Below are 18,363 nucleotides of genomic sequence, written 5' to 3'. Positions count from 1 at the left end.
GTGGATGTCCGGGTGGCGTGCGGTGCGCGGGAGGCGCACGGGGCGGTTGTGCACGATTGCGGCGCGCGCCGTGGGGCAGGGAGTTCACAGCCCGGCCGGTCGGTGTCCGGTGCGGCGCGGTGACCTCGTGTCCGGCAGTGCCCCACGACACACGCGAGGGAACCTCCGCCGCCTGTGTCGCCGTCCTTGAAACAGTGAGGCGGCAGCAGAACACGGCAGTGGGTACGGGGCAGTGGGACGTGGCCGGCCGGCAGTGCACGGGCCGGCGCGGGTGAGCACGGCGCGGCGGATCGGGGGTCGGACATGGTGATGCAGGACGGCGGTGCGGTGGATGTCCGGCCCGGCCCCGACCCCGGCCGGGCGGCGGCCGGGCACGAGCGGGCGTACCGCACGGCGGGGGCCGCCCTCGCCCTCTACGGCGGCGCGCTGACCGCGTGGACGGTGTACGGGATCGTCCAGGGCGACGGCAGCGTCTGGGACTTCTTCGAGGGGCTCTTCAACCCGCGCGCCTCGTTCTTCATGTGGACGCTCGGGCCCGGCGAATGGGCCCTGGTCGTGGCGCTGCTGGCGGTCGCGGGCGGTGCGCTGGCCCTGCGGCGGGTGGCGCGCACGGGCGCGCTGCTGCTGGGCTGGGTGATCCTGGCCCAGTCGGCGCGCGAGATCGTCGGCCTGTGCCACTCCGGCTACCGGCAGCTGTACGCCACGGAGCCGATCGGCGGCTGGGTGCTGGCGACGCGGGCCCTGGGGCTGCTGGCGGCCCTGGTGGTGGTCGTGTCGCTGCACCGGGCCGGTGACCGCACCGGCGAACGGGCCGGTCCGGCCGGTGGCGCGGACCCCGCGGACGGCGGGGCCCGGGACGGCCACCGGCCGGACCGCGGCGCCGTGCCGGACCCTGGCGCCGTACCCGACCCTGACGCCGTGCCGGAGCGCGGCCCCCGGCCCGTGGTGGCAAAACGGTCGTGCGCCGACACCGACTCCTGGTGGCGGCGCCGGCTCTCCCGTATCTGCGGCGTGCTCTTCCTCGTGATGGGCGTGGCACGGCTCGCCTGGACGGCGTGGGGCATGGCCGAGGAGCGCATCGACCTGGGCACCTACCTGCGGGGCGCGGTGGACGGCTCCGCCCCCGCCGACGCCGTCCGGCTGTCCCAGTCCGGCGAGTTCACCACGCTGTCGTCGGTGGCCGTCCTGCTGGTGCTCGGCGTGCTCGCCGTCCGCAGCAACCGCGACGTGCGCGGCGCGCTGCTGGTGTTCGCCGCCGTCGAGCTGTACCTGACGGTGCGGACGGTGGTGCTGCTGACCGTCACCGGGTTCTTCGGCGGCCCGTTCGTCACGGGCGAGAGCGCGGTGTCGCTGGTGCTGACGGCGTACGAACTGGCCGCCACGACCTCGGTGGTGGTCCTGGCGACCGGCCGCTCGTTCAGTGCGTACGGCGCGTACGAGGGTCGGCTCAGCCCCCCGTATGGCGGTGGAAGCCATCGATCATGGCCTGACGGCCGGGCAGGTTGAACTCCCGGCCCAGCGTGCGCATGATCGAGTTCTCGGTGGGGCGGTTGAGGCCGCGCGGGTAGTAGCCGCCGCCCTCGAAGGCGCCCACCTTGCCGCCGTCCGGCGAGTTCTGGCCGAGGTAGCGGTACCACTTCGCCTTCTTGGCCTTCATCTGCGCGGCGCTCATCTTGGTGATGTTGGGCGCGGCCGGCTCGGCGCCGGTGTACGTGCCGTTGGTGTCGTAGACGTACTCGTCGGCCAGCTTGCCGAGGGAGTGCCCGGTTTCGTGGACCGCCACCTGCGCGGAGTCGCGGTGGTCGGAGGAGGCGGTGGCGATGCCGTCGTAGCCGACGGGCGAGGTGATGTCGTTGTAGCCCGCGCCGCCGTACTTGGCGGAATTGCCGAGGACGATCACGAGGTCGGCGTCCGGGGCCTTGGCGGCGTACTTCTCGACCTTGCCGGTGTCCACACACAGCAGGCGCTCGATGTCGTCGCACCAGAAGCGGGTGTCCAGCGCGGTGTCCTTGACCACGTTCCTGGCCGGGTCGCCGGAGACGCCGGACTGGTTGGAGACGGCGTCCACGGTCCAGACGTTGAACAGCGAGCGGTTCGAGGCGTACGGCTCGACGGCGGAGATCTGCGCCCACTTGGCCTTCGCGTCGGCGTGGAAGTCCTTCTGCTGGGCGAGGGTGTAGCCGTCGCCGATGACGACGACGTCGACCTTCTTGGCGGTCGGGCCGTTGCGGACGACCGACGTCACGTCGCCGTCGGCGGCCAGTTCGGCGGCGGAACGCGCACGGTGGGCGCTCACCAGGCTCTTGGGCGTGGCGACCGGGACGGTGGTGTGCCGGGGGTGGCCCTGCGGGGTGAAGTACTCGACCTGCTGGGTGCGGGAGGCCGCGGGCGGGGCGGGGGACGCGGTGGGGGACGCCGAGGCGGTGGGGGCGGTGGCGGCCAGGCCGGTGGCGAGCGCGAGGCCGGCCGCGGCGGCGGTCAGGCGCAGGCGGGTACGGGTGCGTCCGGCCGGTATTCGGGACCGTAGGCGCGCCCGTACGGAAGTGCCGGATATGCCGGAGGTGCCGGGAGCGTCGGACGGTGTGGGGGTACGTCGGGGTCTGTGCACGAAGAAGCCTCCGAAGCGATGCCGAGCCGTGCCCCGTGGGGCCGTGCTCCGAGGGGGGTGGCGGTCAGCGGAACGCCGTACGGACCGGCGAGCAGCGGACCGCGCACAACCTAGAGGCGGCAGTGACGGGAGGCAACGGGCGGGGACGAAGTTGTTCCGGAGGCGAGCAATCCGGGGCCGCGGACGGCCCGGAGACGGAACGCGGGACGGCCCGGAGACAGGACGCGGGACGGCCCGGAGGCAGGACGCGGAACGGCCCGGAGACGGGCCCGCGGGCCTAAGGGCGACGGCCGCCGCGTGTGGGGGTCGCGGCGGCCGTCACTGTGAGCTGCACCGCGTGGTCGGCTTGTGGCCCCCTTGGTGGTGCAGCATGAAAGGCACTCTGCCCGCGGGCGCCACCTCACGGCATCCTCCGCAGGTCGTGCCCCGACCCCCGCCGTCCGGCGGGGGTCGGGGCACGGCAGGCGGCGGGCAGGCCACAGAACGCGATGCAGAGAGGGGCGGCCGGTGATCCGTGTCGCGGTGGTGGACGACGAGCGGCTGGTCAGATCCGGGCTGCGGATGATCCTGGGCACCGCCCCGGACATCGAGATGGTCGCGGACTGCGGCGGAGCCGAGGCCGTGGACACGGTGCGGGACAGCGCGGCGGACGTCGTCCTGCTCGACATCCGGATGCCCGACGTGGACGGGCTGACCGTGCTGCGCCGGCTGCGCGCCACGGCCGAGCCGCCCGCCGTGGCCATGCTCACGACGTTCGACGCGCAGGAGTACCTGGCCGCGGCGCTGCGCGAGGGCGCGGCCGGATTCCTGCTGAAGGACTCCGACCCCGAACAACTCGTACGGGCCGTACGGACGCTGGCCGAGGGCGGCAGCGTGCTCGACCCCGGCGTCACCCGCGCCGTGATCGGCGGCTTCCTCACCGCCGAGGACCAGGCCGCGGCGGCCCGCGCCGTTCAGGGCCTGACGCCGCGGGAGTCCGAGGTACTGGCCCTGCTGGGCGAGGGCCTGGGCAACGCGCAGATCGCGGAGCGGATGGGGCTGGCGCCGAGCACCGTCAAGGACCATGTGCGGGCGCTGCTGGGGAAGCTGGGCGGCCTCAACCGGGTCCAGGCGGCGATCCTCGCGGACCGCGCGGGCCTCGTCACGGGCGGTCCGCGATGAAGGGGGCCGGCGGCCTTCCCGGCGTCATACGCCGGGCCGTGCCCCTCGCCGTGCCCGTCCTCCTGTCGATGGTGGACGCCTTCCTCGTCAACGGCCTGGACCTCGGCCTGGAGTTGGGCGTCTCCCTGGTCGCCGCCGCCGCGCTGCTGCTGCGGCGCCGGCTGCCGCTCGCCGTCTTCCTCGTCGCGCTCCCCGGCCTGTACATCGGCTACATCTGGTTCGCGCCGATGATCGCCCTCTACACCCTCGCCGCGCTCCGGCCGGGCCGTGTCCGGCTCGGCGCCTGCGCCGCCCTGCTGATCGCCGCGCACTTCTTCCCGTACCCGCTCTCCGACCTGGACCTGGGCGCGCACCGCGAGAACCTCCAGGTGCTGATCGACGCGACGGTGACCTCCGCCGCGCCCATCGCGCTGGGCCTGCTGGTGCGCACCCGCCGCGAACTCGCCGCCCGCGTCGACGACCTGACGCACAGCCTGCGCCGCGAGAACCGGCTGATCGCGGACCGGGTGCTGGCCACCGAGCGGGCGCGGCTGGCCCGCGAGATGCACGACGTGGTCGCGCACCAGGTCAGTCTGATCAGTCTGCAAGCGGGGGCGGTGCAGGTGAGCGCCGGGGAGGAGGCCGCGCGGGAGTCGGCCCGCACGATCCGCGAGCTGTCCGTACGGACCCTGGAGGAGCTGCGGCACATGGTCGGCATCCTGCGGGCGGCCGGCGGCGGCAGCGCGGACGCGCGCGAACTGGCGCCGCAGCCGGACCTGGCCGAGCTGCCGCGGCTGATCGAGATGAGCGCGCTGGACGTCGTCTACGAGCACGAGGTGCCGGAGGGGGCGGGCGGCGCGAAGGCCGTGGAGCGGGCCGCCTTCCGGACCGTTCAGGAGGCGCTGACGAACGTGCGCAAGCACGCGCCGGGCGCGCGGGTGCGGGTGCGGGTCGCGGCGGTGGAGGCGGACGGGAGCCCTGGAGGGGACGGGGCGGCGGTGGCTCCGCAAGGCCTGCGGGTGGAGGTGCGCAACGGGCCGCCGGACACGTCCGCGCCCGCGCCGGCACTCCCGGGCGGCGGCCACGGCCTGGTCGGTCTGCGCGAGCGCGCCCAGATCCTGGGGGGCCTGCTGGAGGCGGGGCACACGGCGGACGGCGGATTTCTCGTACGGGCGGAATTCCCGCGGGATGCGGGGTGAGGATTTTCGCCGCGTTCGTGGCGAATTGAAATGATCAGGAGCGGGAGAACCGGACCTCGACCGATCATCGAGCACAATGCGTTACGAAATGCTTACCAGGCGTCACGATTGAGCGGGAATGACGCTACTGCCGCCGGTCGGCTTCCGGCGGGTCCGTCCGCGCCGGTTCACGCGGAGAGCGGGGCGGCCGCTTCGTCGACGGCCGTGCTCAGGTCCGGGTAGACCTCGAAGAGGCGGCGCACGCCGAGCGCCGCGAGCACCCGGTTGACGTGCGAGCCGTCCACCGCGCCCTGCGCGGGCAGGATCAGCCGCAACCGCCCCTGGCAGGAGCGCATCAGGCGGCGGGCGGCGATCAGCACGCCGACGCCGCTGGAGTCGCAGAACCGGACCTCGGAGAGGTCGAGCACCACGCTGCGGCGGCCCTCCGCGACGGCGTCGTGCACGTGCTGGCGCACCGCCGGCGATGTGACCAGGTCCATTTCGCCGGAGACCTGCAATACGGCCCAGCGGCCCTGCTCGCCTTCTGCCACCTTCAACGACACGCGCTCGAAGCCTTTCGCTCGCTTGCGGACGGGACACCTCCGGCAACAACCGGAATGCGCCCTTCCCGCCTCGACTGCCCGGCCGTTCTCCCCTGAAACTCTTCAGAATTCTTTGCGCAACGGGCCGTTCCCTTACAAGGCTATGCCCACTCGGCGGGGAACTTTCCCCGGGAACCGGTCACACACGGATAACACATCGGCAGATACAGACGCGAACAGTTCCGCTTCGATCCCGGACGAGCGGGCATTACCACCAAAAGTGACCGTGTCCATACCATCCGTCAACCACCGGCCGTACGGGTTTGCCGCAAAGGGGCGTCAATGTCGGACCGGACCACTACATTCGATGGCACGGTGGAGTGCGCCGTCGTGCCGGGACACGGCGGCGGCGAGGGATGGGGGCCGAATGGGACATGACGCACCACCGCGCTGGGACAGGCGGATGCAGCAGCGGCTGGCACGGGGCGAGGCGGCGGCGCTCGGCGAGCTGTACGACCGGTTCGCTTCGCTTGTGCACAGCCTTGCCCGCCGGGTCCTGGGCAGCGAGACGGCCGCCGACCGCATCACCCGTGAAGTCTTCGGCTACATCTGGGAGAATCCCGACTCCTACGACCCCAAGCAGGGCTCGCTGCGCTCCTGGGTCGCCCAGCTCGCCCACCGCCAGTCCGTGCACCGGCTGCGCCAGACCGAGGCCGCCTCGGCCCGGGACCGCGGCAAGGACGCCCCCGAGCCCGCCGAGACGGAGCGCCAGATCCGCGCGGCCTCCACCGCCGCCCGCGCCGACTACATCGTCACGTCCATGCCCGCACCGCTGCGCGCCGCCCTGGAGCTGGCCTACTTCCAGCGCCGCGACTACCGCCAGACCGCCGCCGACCTCGGCGTCACCGAGGACGAGGCCCGGCGCCGGCTGCGCCTGGGCCTCCAGCTGCTGTCCACCGCGCACAACCACCAGACCCTGCCGCCCGCCAAGCCGTCGGAGCCCCCACCGCGCACTCCCGGATACGGACGCCCGCTGTGAACGGCCCGGAGGGGTGGGACCGGCACGACCCCCACGACCCGCACGACCCGCACGGCCAGGGCGGCCAGGGCGGCCCGCGTGGTCCGGCCGACCCGCACGGCCGGGGCGGCCCCCACGGCGGCGGCCGGCCCCGTATACCGTCCCCGCGCTCCGCCGCCGAGGACAACGGGCCGCTGCCGGACGCTCCCCCGCCCGCACCGGAAGCACCGGCGACGACGGCGGAACCGGAAGCACCCGTGCCGCGAGCGCCGGCCTCGGGCACACCGGCCGCGGAAGCACCGCCGGCACCCGGCCCCGCGCCCACCCCGCACCGGGTGCTGAAGTCCCTGCTGGGCGCCTGGGCCCTGGCCGCCTGCTCCGCCGAGGAGACGGCCGCCGTCGAGGAGCACCTCACGGACTGCGCGGCCTGCGCCGACGAGGCGCTGCGCCTGCGCGACGCGGTCGGCCTGCTGCACCCGGCCGACCCGCTGGACCTCGACCCGCTGCTGCGCTCCCGCGTCCTGGAGGGCTGCCTCGGCCGCAGACCGGCCCGTATCCCCGTGCCCGAGTGGGCGGCGCCGTACGACGCCGAGACGGCGAAGCTGGACGCGCTGCTGAGCGACATGGGCGAGGCGGAGTGGCGGGCTCCGGTGCGGCTGCGCTGGTTCGAGGGCGAGCGGCCGGCCGACCGGCGCACGACCGTCGCCGGGGTCATCGGACATCTGATGGCCGTGGACGGCATGGTCGCCACCGCGCTCGGACTCGGCGACCCGCTGGGTGCCGCGGCCCCGCCCGGACCGGCCGGACCCGGCGAGCGTACGGAAGCCTGCTGGCAGGCGATCGCGGACGGCCGCTCCCCGCACGCGACCCGCGGACTGTGGCGCGACCAGAGCCACACTTTGATCCGGACGGTGTCCTTCGCGGGCGGCGGCGTCGCCGAACTGACCGTGCCGTACGGGCCCGATATCCGGCTGCCGCTGCGCGACTCCTTCCTGGACCGCGCCTTCGAGTGCTGGGTGCACGCGGGCGACATCGCGGACGCGGTGGACTATCCGTACGAGCCCCCGGCCGCCGGGCATCTGCACCTGATGGTGGACCTGGCGGCCCGGCTGCTGCCCGGCGTGCTGGCCCACCGGCGCCGGGCGGGGCTGGCGTCGCCGCCGCGGCACCTGGTCGAGGCGGGCGCGCCCGGCCGCACGCTGCATCTGGAGGTCGAGGGCTGCGGCGGCGGCCACTGGTACATAGCCCTGGACTCGCCGGGCGCCCTCGGCACCCCGGACCGCACGGTCGCGCACATCGCGCTGGACAGCATCGAGTTCTGCCAGCTGGCGGCCGGGCACGTCCCGCCGCAGGAGGCCGCCGCCGGGCAGCACGGCGAGCCGGACGCGATCCGCGACGTGCTGTTCGCCGCTGCCTCGCTGTCGCGGCTGTGAGCACGCCGTGACCACCGGGTCACGGCGTGCCGCGCGGACGCGTACGGAACTGTCCGGAGGGGGCGCCGCCGGCTGCTACGCGAAGACGACCGTGCGCGTGCCGTTGAGCAGTACGCGGCGCTCGCTGTGCCACTTCACGGCGCGCGCCAGGGCCTGGCACTCCACGTCCCGGCCGACGGCCACGAGCTGGTCCGGCGTGACGCCGTGGCCGACCCGCTCGACCTCCTGCTCGATGATCGGGCCCTCGTCGAGATCCGCGGTCACGTAGTGGGCGGTGGCGCCGATGAGCTTGACGCCGCGCGCGTGCGCCTGGTGGTAGGGCTTGGCGCCCTTGAAGCTCGGCAGGAAGGAGTGGTGGATGTTGATGATCCGCCCGGACAGCGCCTTGCACAGGTCGTCGGAGAGCACCTGCATGTAGCGGGCCAGCACGACCAGCTCGACGTTCTCCTCGCGCACCAGCTCCAGCACCTGCGCCTCGGCGGCGGCCTTGGTGTCCTTGGTCACCGGGATGTGGTGGAAGGGGACGTCGTAGGAGCCGGCCAGCTCGGCGAAGTCGGTGTGGTTGGAGACCACGGCCGCGATCTCGACCGGCAGCGCGCCGATCCGGGAGCGGAAGAGCAGGTCGTTGAGGCAGTGCCCGAACCTGGACACCATGAGGATGACGCGCATCTTCTCGTCGGCGCGGTGGATCTGCCAGTCCATCTGGAAGGAGTCGCCGACCGCGGCGAAGCTGGCGCGCAGCTTCTCCACGCTGACCGTGGTGTCCGCGCCGAAGTGGACCCGCATGAAGAAGAGCCCGGTGTCGTGGTCCCCGAACTGCTGGCTGTCCTCGATGTTGCAACCGGTCATGAACAGGTAGCTGGACACCGCGTGCACGATGCCCTGCTTGTCCGGGCAGGAGAGGGTGAGGACGTACTGGTCGGGGGTACTGGGCTGCGAGTCGCTCATGACCTCATAGGGTCGCACATTCCCGGCCGTGGTCCGTCCCGCGGCGGAGCGTGCGCTCAGGCGAAGGCGCCCTGGCCGCGCGTGATGATCGCCAGGACTTCGAGCGAGTGCGGCGCCACGTCCGGGTCCTCGCCGTCCGCCGCCGCCATCCGTACGTGCGCGTCGCGCGCGGCCCGTACGGCCTCCGCCCAGGCGTGGTGCTCCAGGTAGGCGGTCACCGGGGCGTCCGGCCCGACCTGGTGCATGATGCGCAGCACCCGCAGCACGGCGACGTCGACCAGGGACGCCTCCTGGGAGTCGCGGAAGATCGTGCCGACGTACTTCTCGGCGGACCAGTTGTCCAGCCAGGTGTCCTCGACGAGCCGGTAGACGGCGTCGGTGACGTCGCCGTACCCCGGGCGGCCGGCCAGCCAGGTCTCCTGCTGGAAGGCGGGGTCGGAGAGCATGTGCAGCGCGGAGCGCACATTGCTGCGCCAGCGCCACCACGGCATGTCGGTAAGCGGCATGGCGCCCATGGTGGTCGAGCGACGGCCGCGACGGGAAGACTTCTCCGAACCTTGCACAGTATTCGATCGTACGTTCTCGGCCGATGATCACTGACGGCCCCCCGGAGTTCACCCCACTGTCACCACCCGTTGCCCGGACGTCACTCACGCGTTCCGGGCGAAGCGGAAGGCTCCGTGGACATGACCGGACGGCGACGCCCCTCCCCCCGCCCCTTCCCCCGCGCCTGCGCAGCCGCCACGGCTGTCACGGCCTGCACGGCGGCCCTGGCGTCACTGCTCTCGGCCTGCGGCTCCCTCCCCGGCACCCCCGGAGGCTCCGGGGAGAAGGAGCCGCTCACGGTGATGACGTGGGCGCCGGTGGACACCAAGGCGACCAACATGCCGGGGATGCCCGCCATGGCGCAGGCGTACGCGCGCTGGGTCAACGCCCAGGGCGGCATCGGCGGCCACCCGCTGAAGGTCCTCACCTGCAACGACCACAACGACTCGGTGGCCGCCGCGCGCTGCGCGCAGCGCGCCGTCGAGGCCAAGGCGGTCGCGGTCGTCGGTTCGTACAGCCAGTTCGGCCGTTCGTTCATCTCGCCGCTGGAGCGCAACGGCATCCCGTACATCGGCGGGTACGGCGTCTCCGACGAGGAGTTCGCCAGCCCCCTGTCGTACCCGGTCAACGGCGGGCAGGCGTCCCTTCTGGCGGGCAACGGACGCCAGTTGGCGAGCGTCTGCGAGCGGGTCTCGCTGGTCCGGCCGGACACCATCCAGGGCGACCAGATGCCGGCGCTCCTCGGCGCGGGCCTGTCCGACGGCAGCCGCGGCGCCGCCCGGGACGTCCGCGCGCCGGAGGACGGCACCGACTACGAGGACGCGGCGCGGCGCGCGCTGGACGGCGCCAAGGGCGCGGGCGGCTGTGTGACGGCCACCCTCGGCGAGCGCACCGACACCTTCTTCGACTCCTTCCGCCGCCTCCAGCCCGACGGCTCGAAGGTGCGGATCGCCTCGGTGCTGGGCAGCGTCGGGCAGGCGCTGGTGGACCGTACGGGCGGCCGGTCGGGCCCGCTGGAAGGCGCGTACCTGACCGGCTGGTACCCGGTCGCGAGCGATGCGCGCTGGAAGCCGATGCGCAAGGTCATCAGCGACCACGCGTTCGGCGACAACCGCATCGACCCGGCCGACCCCGGCGTGCAGACGACGTGGATCGCCTACACGGTGCTGCGCGCGGTCGTCGAGCAGCTCGGCGAGGAGGGCGTCGGGACCATCACGGCGCACACGGTGCAGCAGGCGCTGGACCGCGGCGACCGGGCCGTGGACACGGGCGGCCTGACGCCGAAGCTGCGCTGGCGCTCCGACGACATGCTCGCGGTGCAGGACTTCCCGCGGATAGTGAACGGGCTGGTGACCTACCAGGCCGTACGGGAGGGACAGCTGGTGGCGGCGAAGGAGGGCTTCGTGAACGTCGCCACGACGCTGGAGCGGCCGCGGGCGGACGGGTGAGAGCGGAACACCGGGAGCGGAGAGCCGACGGCTGAGGGCGGGCGGCAGGGAGCCGCCCGCCCCGGCCGGGACGGCTCAGCTCTTCTTCGCGAGGGCCTTCTCGACGTCCGTGAGGACGGCCTGCGCGGCGAGCGGGCCGCCCGAGCTGTTCCAGGCGGAGCCGTCGATCGCCACGACGTGGTGCTTCTCGACGGCCTTGAGCTTGCCGAAGTTCGGTACGGCGGCGGCCTCCTTGAGGGCCTTCTCCCCCGCGGCCCGGTCGCCGAGCGCGCCGAGGAAGAGCCAGTCGCCGTCGATGGTGTCCAGGCGCTCCAGGCTCACCGGCTCGCTGTGCCCGACGCTCTCGCCCTGCTGGCCCTGGGGCCGCTTGAGGCCGAGCGCGGCGAGGGTGTCGCCGACGTGGCCCTTGCCCTTGCCGACGACCGAGGGCGCGCCGTTCTGCCAGCGGATGACGCTGGTGACCGCCTCGGCGTTGGGCCCGAGTTCGCTCTTGACGGTCTTGAGGCGGGCGTCGAAGGAGGTGAGCCACTTCTGGCCGTCGGCCTTCTTGCCGAGGGCGTCGGCGGTCGCGGTGAAGGCGTCCCGCCAGGGGGCGTTCAGTTTGGCGGTGAGCACGGTGGGGGCGATCCGGCTCAGCTTGTCCTGTACGCGCTTGGCGCCCACCGTCTCGTCGAGCAGGATCAGGTCCGGCCGCATGGCGGCGAGCTTGTCCAGGTCGGGTTCGGCGACGTTGGCGACGATCTGGGCGGAACCGGCCTCGGGGGCGAGGTAGCCGGCCACGCCGGACTGGCCGCGGCCGCTGGTGGCGCCGATCGGGTGGGCGCCCAGGGCGAGCGCGGCATCGAGGGTGGGCTCGCTGAGCGTCACCACCTTCTTGGGGGTGGCGGGCACCTCCACCTTCTTGCCGTTGGCGTCGGTGACCGTGCGGGTGCCGCCCGCCGTGCCGTCGGCGCCGTCCTTGCCGCCGGAGTCGCCGTCGCCGCAGCCGGCGAGAGTCAGGGCGCCGGCCAGGGCGACGGTGAGCAGGGCGGCGGGTCGGCGGTAACGCATCGGTGTTGCTCCTTGTGTGTACGGGACGAAGAGTGCGGGGCCGGCGGGCGGGCGGAGGGGGCCGAGGCCGGTGCTTCAGGGGGCCGTGCCTCGGGGCCCGTGCTTCAGGAATCCGGTCGCGACCCCGGCCCGAGGAGGGTGATCAGCCCCTGGGCGAGGGCGACGGACCAGCAGACGTAGTCGTGGCCGCCGTTGAAGTCGGCGCCGGTGACGGGGTGGCCGCCGGCGCGGAGCACCCGGCGCAGGTCCTGGACCTGTTCGAGCATTCCCCACTCGTGCAGGCCCACGTCCAGGTGCAGCCGCAGTCCGCGCGGTGCCCCTTCGGCGTAGCTCCGGGTGATCCACGCCGTGTCTTCGGACGGCTCGTCCGGGGGCCGCCACCACATGGACGGGGACTGGGCCAGGACGTTGCCGAACTGGTCCGGCGCGGCGTATCCGGCGTACAGGGCGGTGAGTCCGCCCAGGCTCTGGCCCGCGACGACCGTGCGCGCCGGGTCCGGTGCGACCGGCAGGCGCCCGGCGGCCCAGGGCAGCAGTTCGCGGGCGAGGAAGGTGACGTACTCCGGGTGCCCGCCGAGCTCCCGGGAGCGGGTGGCGTTGTCGACGGCGTGCGGGGCCAGCACCGTGAGCGGCGGGATCGCGCCGTCGGCGATCAGGCCGTCGAGCGCGTCCTCCAGGCGCAACTGGCCGAACCACATGTCCCCGTCGAGCAGGACGAGGGTGTCGGTGGGTGCCCCGGCGCGGCCCGTCGCGGCGGCGGCCGGCGGCTCGTACACCCACACCTCGCGTTCCGTGCCGAGGGCCGCGCTGGCCACGTGGTGCCGCCGCACCGTGCCGCGCGGGGTGCCGGGGTGCGCGGGGTGGGTCCAGGGGCGGGCGGGGGCGTCCGGCAGCTCGAAGACGGAGCCGGGCGGGCCATGCCAGCGGGTGGCGACGGTGCGGGGGTTGAGGGGGTCGCCGACGCCGGTGGCGGCCAGCGCGCCGAGGTCGCCGGCCGCCCGTCCCTCGGTGTCGGGGGCAATGCGGTACGAGCCGCGGTGATCGCCGCGCAGGCGGTACGTCAGGTGCCACACGTCCGTACCGGGCAGGTGGCGCATCAGGCTGGAGGGCAGGTCGGCGCGGTCCATCAGCCGGTTGACCATCAGCAGCACCTGGCGGGTCGCGGAGTCGCCGCGCCACAGGAAGGTGACGGCGCGGTGTCCGGGGTCGCCGTCGAGCGGTTCGACCAGCGGGGTGCCCGCGTCGGCCGCCTCGGCCCAGAACCGGTCCAGCACCCCGGCGCGGGCGTCCGCGGAACCGGCCTCGGCGAGCTGCGCGGCCAGGCGCGTCAGCCGCGGGCTGACCGCGGTCTCGGCCGGGTGGGGGCGGGGGAGGCCGGGCGGTTTGACGGCGGCTTTCAGGGCGGGGGGCTTCGGGAGGGGGGCCTTCGGGCCGGGGGCCGTCAGGGCGCCGGTCGCCGTGCCGCCGTCCGCGCGGGTCATCCGGCCGCTCCGCGGGCGAGGGCCAGTTCGACCAGGCGGGGCACGGTGTCGGCGGGGCTGGGCAGCGCGGCCATCTCCTCCGCCGTCTCGCGGGCGGCGGTGGCCAGCGCTTCGTCCTCCAGGAGCCGCCGGACCAGGTCGCGTCCGGGGTGCCCGGGCCCGGCGAGGGCGGACGGGTCCGGCGGCACCAGGCCGCAGCCGCGCGCCTGGACGGCCGCCGCGTTGGCCGGCCGGTCGGCGCCTTCGCCGAGGACGAGCTGCGGCAGGCCCGAGTCGAGGGCGGTGAGCGTCGTACCGGCGCCGCCGTGGTGGATGGTGGCGTCGCTGGCGGCGAGCAGCGCGCCCAGGGGCGTCCACTCGACGGGGCGGACGTTCTCGGGGAGCGGGCCGAGCTCCGACAGGTCGGCGCCGCCGAGCGCGAGGACGAACTCGGCGTCGGTGACCCGGGCCGCGTCGATGACCCACTCGATGGGGGAGACGCCGTCCACGACCGGGCGGACCGTGCCGAGGGTGACCGCGATCCGGGGGCGTTTGCGGTCCTCGAAGAGCCAGTGGGGCAGCGCGCCGCCGCCGTTGTACGGGACGTAGCGCAGGTAGCGGCGGTGCGGCTCGGCGGTGACGCTCATGGCGGGCGGGGTGACGTCGAGCCAGGCGGCGACCGGTTCCGGCCCGCTCAGGCGGTGGCGGGCGTATCCGTCGGCGAGGGCGTCGTTCATCATCGCGACGTGCCGGCCGGTGTGGCCGAAGCCGACCGCGTGCACGACCGAGGGTATGCCGAGGGCCGCGGCGACGAGCTGGCCGACGACGCCGTTGGGGGTGTGCACGACGAGGTCCGGGCGCCAGTGGCGGGCGACGTCGACCATGGTGTCCGCCATCTCCTCGCTGAAGAAGGAGAATCCCTTGCCCTTGGGCGCGGTGTTCTTCTCTCCCGGGGCCGGCGGCTTGCCGCGGCGGTTCTTCTCCATGGCGGCGTACAGGGCGTCGGGGTCGATGCCGGGCGCGCAGTCGACGGCCGGCAGCCCGGCCGACGCGGTGTGGCCGACGGCCCGTCCGCAGGTGGCGACGAGGACGTCGTGGCCCGCGGCGCGGAAGGCCTGGGCGAGCGGAACCAAGGGGTAGAGCAGCCCGAAGAAGGGCGGCCCGGCGAACAGGACACGCATCGACAACCTGCTTTCTCCCCCGACGTCCCGTCAGGACGGTTACGGGGCACGGGTGGTGCGGCGGGACGGCGCTGAACGGTGTGGTGACGGCCTATGTGCGTCAGGTCACACCACCGGAGTGGCGACCCTGCACTTAGGCAAGCCTAAGCTAACCACGTGCTCAGCAGGTCAACAACGTCCCCCGGCTGGATACGCAGGCTCGGTGCCGCGTGCCGGCACCATCCCCGACTCCTCTTCGCGGTCGCCGTCAGTTCCGTGTTCGGCACGGGACTTGAGGCGGTCGGCCCCCTCCTGGCCGGGCTCGGCGTCGACGACGCCGTCGCCGGGCACACCGGCCGCATCGGCTGGCTGGCCGCCGCCATGGCGGGCCTGGCGCTGGTCCAGTTCGGCGCCGAGTTCACCCGCCGGTACGCCGCCGGGAAACTCGCCCTCGGCGTCCAGCACCGGCTGCGTACGGAGGTGTTCGACTCCCTCCAGCGCCTGGACGGCGTCAAACAGGACGCGCTGCGCACGGGCCAGGTGGTCTCCCGCGCCAACAGCGACCTGACGCAGGTGCAGATCATGCTCGGGATGCTGCCCATCCCGCTGGGCACCTCGGCCCTCTTCCTCGTCGCCGTCGGCGCGATGCTGTGGCTGTGCGCGCCGCTCGCCCTGGTCGCGCTGACCGTGGTACCCGCCACCGCGTGGGCCGCCGCCCGCAGCCGCGCCCGGCTCGTGCCCGCCACCCGCGACGCGCAGGCCGGCGCCGCGCACCTCGCCGAGCAGGTCGAGGAGGCCGTCACCGGCGTACGCGTGGTCAAGGGCTTCGGCCAGGAGGACCGCGAGGTCGACCGGCTGGCCCGCGCCGCCCGCACCCTGTTCGGGCGGCGGATGCGGGTGGCCCGCATCCAGGCCGGAGCCACCGCCACCCTCGCGGCGCTGCCCGCGCTCGGCCAGGTCGGTGTGCTCGCCCTCGGCGGCTGGCTGGCGCTGCGCGGCACCATCGGCCTGGGCACCTTCCTGACCTTCGCCGCCTACCTGGCGCTGCTCGCCGGGCCCGCCCGTCTGTTCGCCAGCTTCCTGGTCACCGCCCAGCAGGCGCGCGCCGCCGCCGAGCGGGTCTACGAACTCATCGACGCCCGGCCCGAGATCACCGACCCGGCCGACCCCGCCGAACTGCCCGCCGGCCCGACCGGCCTGGAACTGCGCGACGTGCGCTTCGGATACGCCCCCAGCGACCCCGTGCTCAACGGCGTCTCCCTGACCGTCCGGCCCGGCGAGACACTCGCACTCGTCGGCCCGTCCGGCTCCGGCAAATCCACCGTCTCGCTGCTGCTCCCCCGCTTCTACGACCCGCAGGACGGCACGGTGCGCGTCGGCCCGCCCGGCGCGGCCACCGACGTACGGGAACTGGCACTCGCCGACCTGCGCGGCACCATCGGCGTGGTCTTCGAAGAACCCTTCCTGTTCTCCTGCTCGGTCCGCGACAACATCGCCTACGGCCGCCCGGACGCCACCGACGCGCAGGTCAGGGCCGCCGCCGAGGCCGCAGAAGCGCACGGGTTCATCGCCGCGCTGCCCGACGGCTACGCCACCGAGGTCGGCGAGCGCGGGCTGACGCTCTCCGGCGGGCAGCGGCAGCGCCTGGTGCTGGCCCGCGCCCTGCTGGCCGACCCGCGCGTCCTGGTCCTGGACGACGCGACCTCCGCCGTGGACGCCGCCACCGAGGCCGCCATCCACCGCACCCTGCGCGCCGTCACCGGCGACCGCACGACCCTGCTGATCGCACACCGTCGCTCCACCCTCCAGCTCGCCGACCGCATCGCCGTCCTGGACGACGGCCGTGTGGTGGACACCGGCACCCAGGAGGAGCTGACCGAGCGCTGCCCGCTGTTCCGCGAACTGCTGGCCGGGCCCGGCGACTCCCTCGACGTCCGCGTCACCGCCGCCGAACACACCGCCGGCCGGGGCGTCACCCCGGACCTGTGGCCCGAACCCCCGGCCGACGCGGCCCAGGGCACCCCGGAGGAGACCACCGACGACCCGCGCCTGGACGACGCCCGGCTGCGCGCCCCCGACCCCGACGCCCGCTTCCGGCGGCTGCTCGCCCCGGTCCGCGCCGCGCTGCTGCTCGGCCTGCTCCTCGTCGTCGCCGACTCCCTCGCCTCCCTCGCGCTGCCCCTCCTCGTCCGGCACGGCCTGGACGCCGGGGTCGGCGCGGGCGACGGCGGCGCCCTCGCCGCCACCGTGCTGACCGCGCTGCTCGTCGTCGCGGCCGGCTGGGCCGTGCTCACCGTCCAGGCGCGCGTCACCCGCCGCGCCGGGGAACGGGTGCTCTACGGGCTGCGGGTGAAGACCTTCGCCCACCTCCAGCGGCTGGGCCTGGACTTCTACGAGCGCGAACGCGGCGGCCAGATCATGACCGCCATGGTCAACGACATCGACGCGCTCTCCGCCTTCCTCCAGACGCACCTGCTGACCTCCGTCGCCGCCCTGGCCACGCTGTGCGGCGCCGTCGTGGCGATGCTCGCCGTCGATCTGCCGCTCGCGCTCACCGCGCTCGCCCTCGTCCCCCTGATCGCACTGGCCACGGCCGTCTTCTGGCGGCTGTCCTCCGCCGCGTACACCGACGCCCGCAAGAGCATCGGCGAGGTCAACTCCAGCCTCCAGGAGAACGTCTCGGGGCTGCGCGTCGCCCAGGCCCAGTCGCGCGAGAGCAAGACCGCCGAGGCGTTCGGCAAGCTCTCCGAGAACTACCGCACCGCCCGGCTGCGCGCCCAGCGCTACGCCGCCGTGTACTTCCCGTGCGTCAACCTCACCGCCGAACTCGCCAAGGCCACCGTCCTGCTCGTCGGCGCCCACCGGGTCGCGGACGGCGGCCTCGACGCCGGTGTCCTGGTCGCCTTCACGCTCTTCCTCGGCATGTTCTTCTCGCCGATCCAGCAGCTCTCGCTCGCCTTCGACAGCTACCAGCAGGCGTCCGTCGGCCTGCGCCGCACCCTCCAGCTGCTGCGCGTCGAGCCGTCGGTGCGGCCCGCCGCCGAGCCCGTGCCCGTACCGGACCGGCTGCGCGGCGCGGTCGAACTGCGCGAGGTCACTCTGCGCTACCCGGGCGCCGAGCGTCCCTCACTGGACCGGGTCAGTCTGCGCGTCGAGCCCGGCGAGACGGTCGCGCTCGTCGGCGCGACCGGGGCCGGCAAGTCCACCGTGGTCAAGCTGCTGGCCCGCTTCCACGACGCCACCGAGGGCCAGGTGCTGGTGGACGGCGTGGACGTACGCGCCTACGACCCGCCGGCCTACCGGCGGCGGCTGGGCGTCGTCCCCCAGGAAGCCCACCTGTTCACCGGCGACATCGCCGACAACATCCGCTACGGGCGGCCCGGGGCCACCGACCGCGACGTGGAGGAGGCCGTGCGGGCGGTGGGCGCGCTGCCCGCGGTGACCGCCCAGCCGTACGGCTTCCACCAGCCCGTCGGCGAACGCGGACAGCGCCTGTCCGCCGGCCAGCGCCAGCTGGTCGCCCTGGCCCGCGCCCACCTCGTGGACCCCGGCCTGCTCCTGCTGGACGAGGCCACCGCCGCCCTCGACCCGGCCACCGAGGGCACGGTGCTCGACGCCGGGGACCGCCTGGCCGACGGCCGCACCACCGTCCTGGTCGCGCACCGCCTGGCCACCGCCGCGCGGGCCGACCGGATCGTCGTCCTGGACGCAGGACGGATCGCCGAAGAAGGCACCCACCAGCAACTCCTCGCCGCCGACGGCCCGTACGCCCGGCTGTGGCACCACCACTCGGCCGCCGCCGAGCCCGCCCCCCTCACCCAAGGATGACCCG

The 18,363-nt window shown here is 74.2% G+C and carries 14 protein-coding genes; 7 read left to right on the top strand and 7 right to left on the bottom strand.

Features of this window, described 5'->3' with window-relative positions; genetic code table 11:
- Nucleotides 1-303: 303 nt before the first annotated feature.
- Nucleotides 304-1,506 carry a hypothetical protein gene (locus tag ACFV57_RS19910; protein ID WP_385233613.1) on the top strand — a complete coding sequence of 401 codons (1,203 nt, stop codon included), beginning with the start codon at nt 304-306 and terminating at the stop codon, nt 1,504-1,506.
- On the opposite strand, the gene ACFV57_RS19905 is transcribed toward ACFV57_RS19910, so the two are convergent.
- Nucleotides 1,448-2,608, bottom strand: coding sequence for a M64 family metallopeptidase (locus tag ACFV57_RS19905; protein ID WP_385233610.1), 1,161 nt, complete (start codon nt 2,606-2,608; stop codon nt 1,448-1,450). The two genes, ACFV57_RS19910 and ACFV57_RS19905, sit on opposite strands and share 59 nt — an antisense overlap.
- Before the next feature lie 507 nt (nt 2,609-3,115).
- Between ACFV57_RS19905 and ACFV57_RS19900 the strand changes: the two genes are divergently transcribed.
- Nucleotides 3,116-3,769, top strand: a complete 654-nt coding sequence (locus tag ACFV57_RS19900) for a response regulator (protein WP_385233607.1) — start codon at nt 3,116-3,118, stop codon at nt 3,767-3,769.
- Nucleotides 3,766-4,947, top strand: coding sequence for a sensor histidine kinase (locus ACFV57_RS19895; RefSeq protein WP_385233604.1), 1,182 nt, complete (start codon nt 3,766-3,768; stop codon nt 4,945-4,947). The genes ACFV57_RS19900 and ACFV57_RS19895 overlap by 4 nt, the downstream gene beginning before the upstream one ends.
- Nucleotides 4,948-5,114: 167 nt before the next feature.
- Here ACFV57_RS19895 and ACFV57_RS19890 read toward each other — a convergent pair whose 3' ends face one another.
- Nucleotides 5,115-5,489 (bottom strand): STAS domain-containing protein, encoded by a 375-nt coding sequence (locus tag ACFV57_RS19890; RefSeq protein ID WP_073759200.1) that lies wholly within the window; start codon nt 5,487-5,489, stop codon nt 5,115-5,117.
- Between the two features lie 406 nt (nt 5,490-5,895).
- On the opposite strand from ACFV57_RS19890, the gene ACFV57_RS19885 reads away from it, so the two are divergent.
- Together ACFV57_RS19885 and ACFV57_RS19880 are read left to right on the top strand one after the other, a co-directional pair.
- A complete protein-coding gene (locus ACFV57_RS19885; protein WP_385233601.1) occupies nt 5,896-6,507 on the top strand; it encodes a sigma-70 family RNA polymerase sigma factor in 612 nt (203 codons plus the stop codon).
- On the top strand, nt 6,504-7,919 hold the full coding sequence (locus ACFV57_RS19880) for a zf-HC2 domain-containing protein (RefSeq protein WP_385233598.1): 1,416 nt from the start codon (nt 6,504-6,506) through the stop codon (nt 7,917-7,919). The genes ACFV57_RS19885 and ACFV57_RS19880 overlap by 4 nt, the downstream gene beginning before the upstream one ends.
- A 75-nt stretch (nt 7,920-7,994) precedes the next feature.
- Here ACFV57_RS19880 and purU read toward each other — a convergent pair whose 3' ends face one another.
- Together purU and ACFV57_RS19870 are read right to left on the bottom strand one after the other, a co-directional pair.
- Nucleotides 7,995-8,867, bottom strand: coding sequence for a formyltetrahydrofolate deformylase (purU, locus tag ACFV57_RS19875; protein WP_385233595.1), 873 nt, complete (start codon nt 8,865-8,867; stop codon nt 7,995-7,997).
- 56 nt (nt 8,868-8,923) lie between these two features.
- A complete protein-coding gene (locus ACFV57_RS19870; RefSeq protein WP_385233592.1) occupies nt 8,924-9,373 on the bottom strand; it encodes a hypothetical protein in 450 nt (149 codons plus the stop codon).
- Nucleotides 9,374-9,553: 180 nt separating this feature from the next.
- On the opposite strand from ACFV57_RS19870, the gene ACFV57_RS19865 reads away from it, so the two are divergent.
- Nucleotides 9,554-10,861 carry an ABC transporter substrate-binding protein gene (locus ACFV57_RS19865; protein ID WP_385233589.1) on the top strand — a complete coding sequence of 436 codons (1,308 nt, stop codon included), beginning with the start codon at nt 9,554-9,556 and terminating at the stop codon, nt 10,859-10,861.
- Nucleotides 10,862-10,936: 75 nt separating this feature from the next.
- Here ACFV57_RS19865 and ACFV57_RS19860 read toward each other — a convergent pair whose 3' ends face one another.
- The 3 genes from ACFV57_RS19860 to ACFV57_RS19850 all read right to left on the bottom strand — a co-directional run bounded on the left by ACFV57_RS19860 (nt 10,937) and on the right by ACFV57_RS19850 (nt 14,552).
- Nucleotides 10,937-11,911, bottom strand: coding sequence for an ABC transporter substrate-binding protein (locus tag ACFV57_RS19860; RefSeq protein ID WP_385233586.1), 975 nt, complete (start codon nt 11,909-11,911; stop codon nt 10,937-10,939).
- 104 nt (nt 11,912-12,015) lie between these two features.
- Nucleotides 12,016-13,392 (bottom strand): enterochelin esterase, encoded by a 1,377-nt coding sequence (gene fes, locus ACFV57_RS19855; RefSeq protein WP_385233583.1) that lies wholly within the window; start codon nt 13,390-13,392, stop codon nt 12,016-12,018.
- Nucleotides 13,389-14,552, bottom strand: a complete 1,164-nt coding sequence (locus ACFV57_RS19850; protein ID WP_385233825.1) for a nucleotide disphospho-sugar-binding domain-containing protein — start codon at nt 14,550-14,552, stop codon at nt 13,389-13,391. Before ACFV57_RS19850 ends, fes begins: the two co-directional genes overlap by 4 nt.
- A gap of 156 nt (nt 14,553-14,708) precedes the next feature.
- On the opposite strand from ACFV57_RS19850, the gene ACFV57_RS19845 reads away from it, so the two are divergent.
- Complete coding sequence (locus tag ACFV57_RS19845) at nt 14,709-18,359, top strand: ABC transporter ATP-binding protein (protein ID WP_385233580.1); 3,651 nt, start codon at nt 14,709-14,711, stop codon at nt 18,357-18,359.
- The last annotated feature ends 4 nt before the right edge of the window (nt 18,360-18,363 follow it).

Source organism: Streptomyces sp. NPDC059788 (genome assembly GCF_042732265.1).
In the GTDB taxonomy this organism is placed as follows: domain Bacteria; phylum Actinomycetota; class Actinomycetes; order Streptomycetales; family Streptomycetaceae; genus Streptomyces.
The sequence above is the reverse complement of the archived record's forward strand: the minus strand, read 5'-3'. Positions and strand labels throughout refer to the sequence as shown.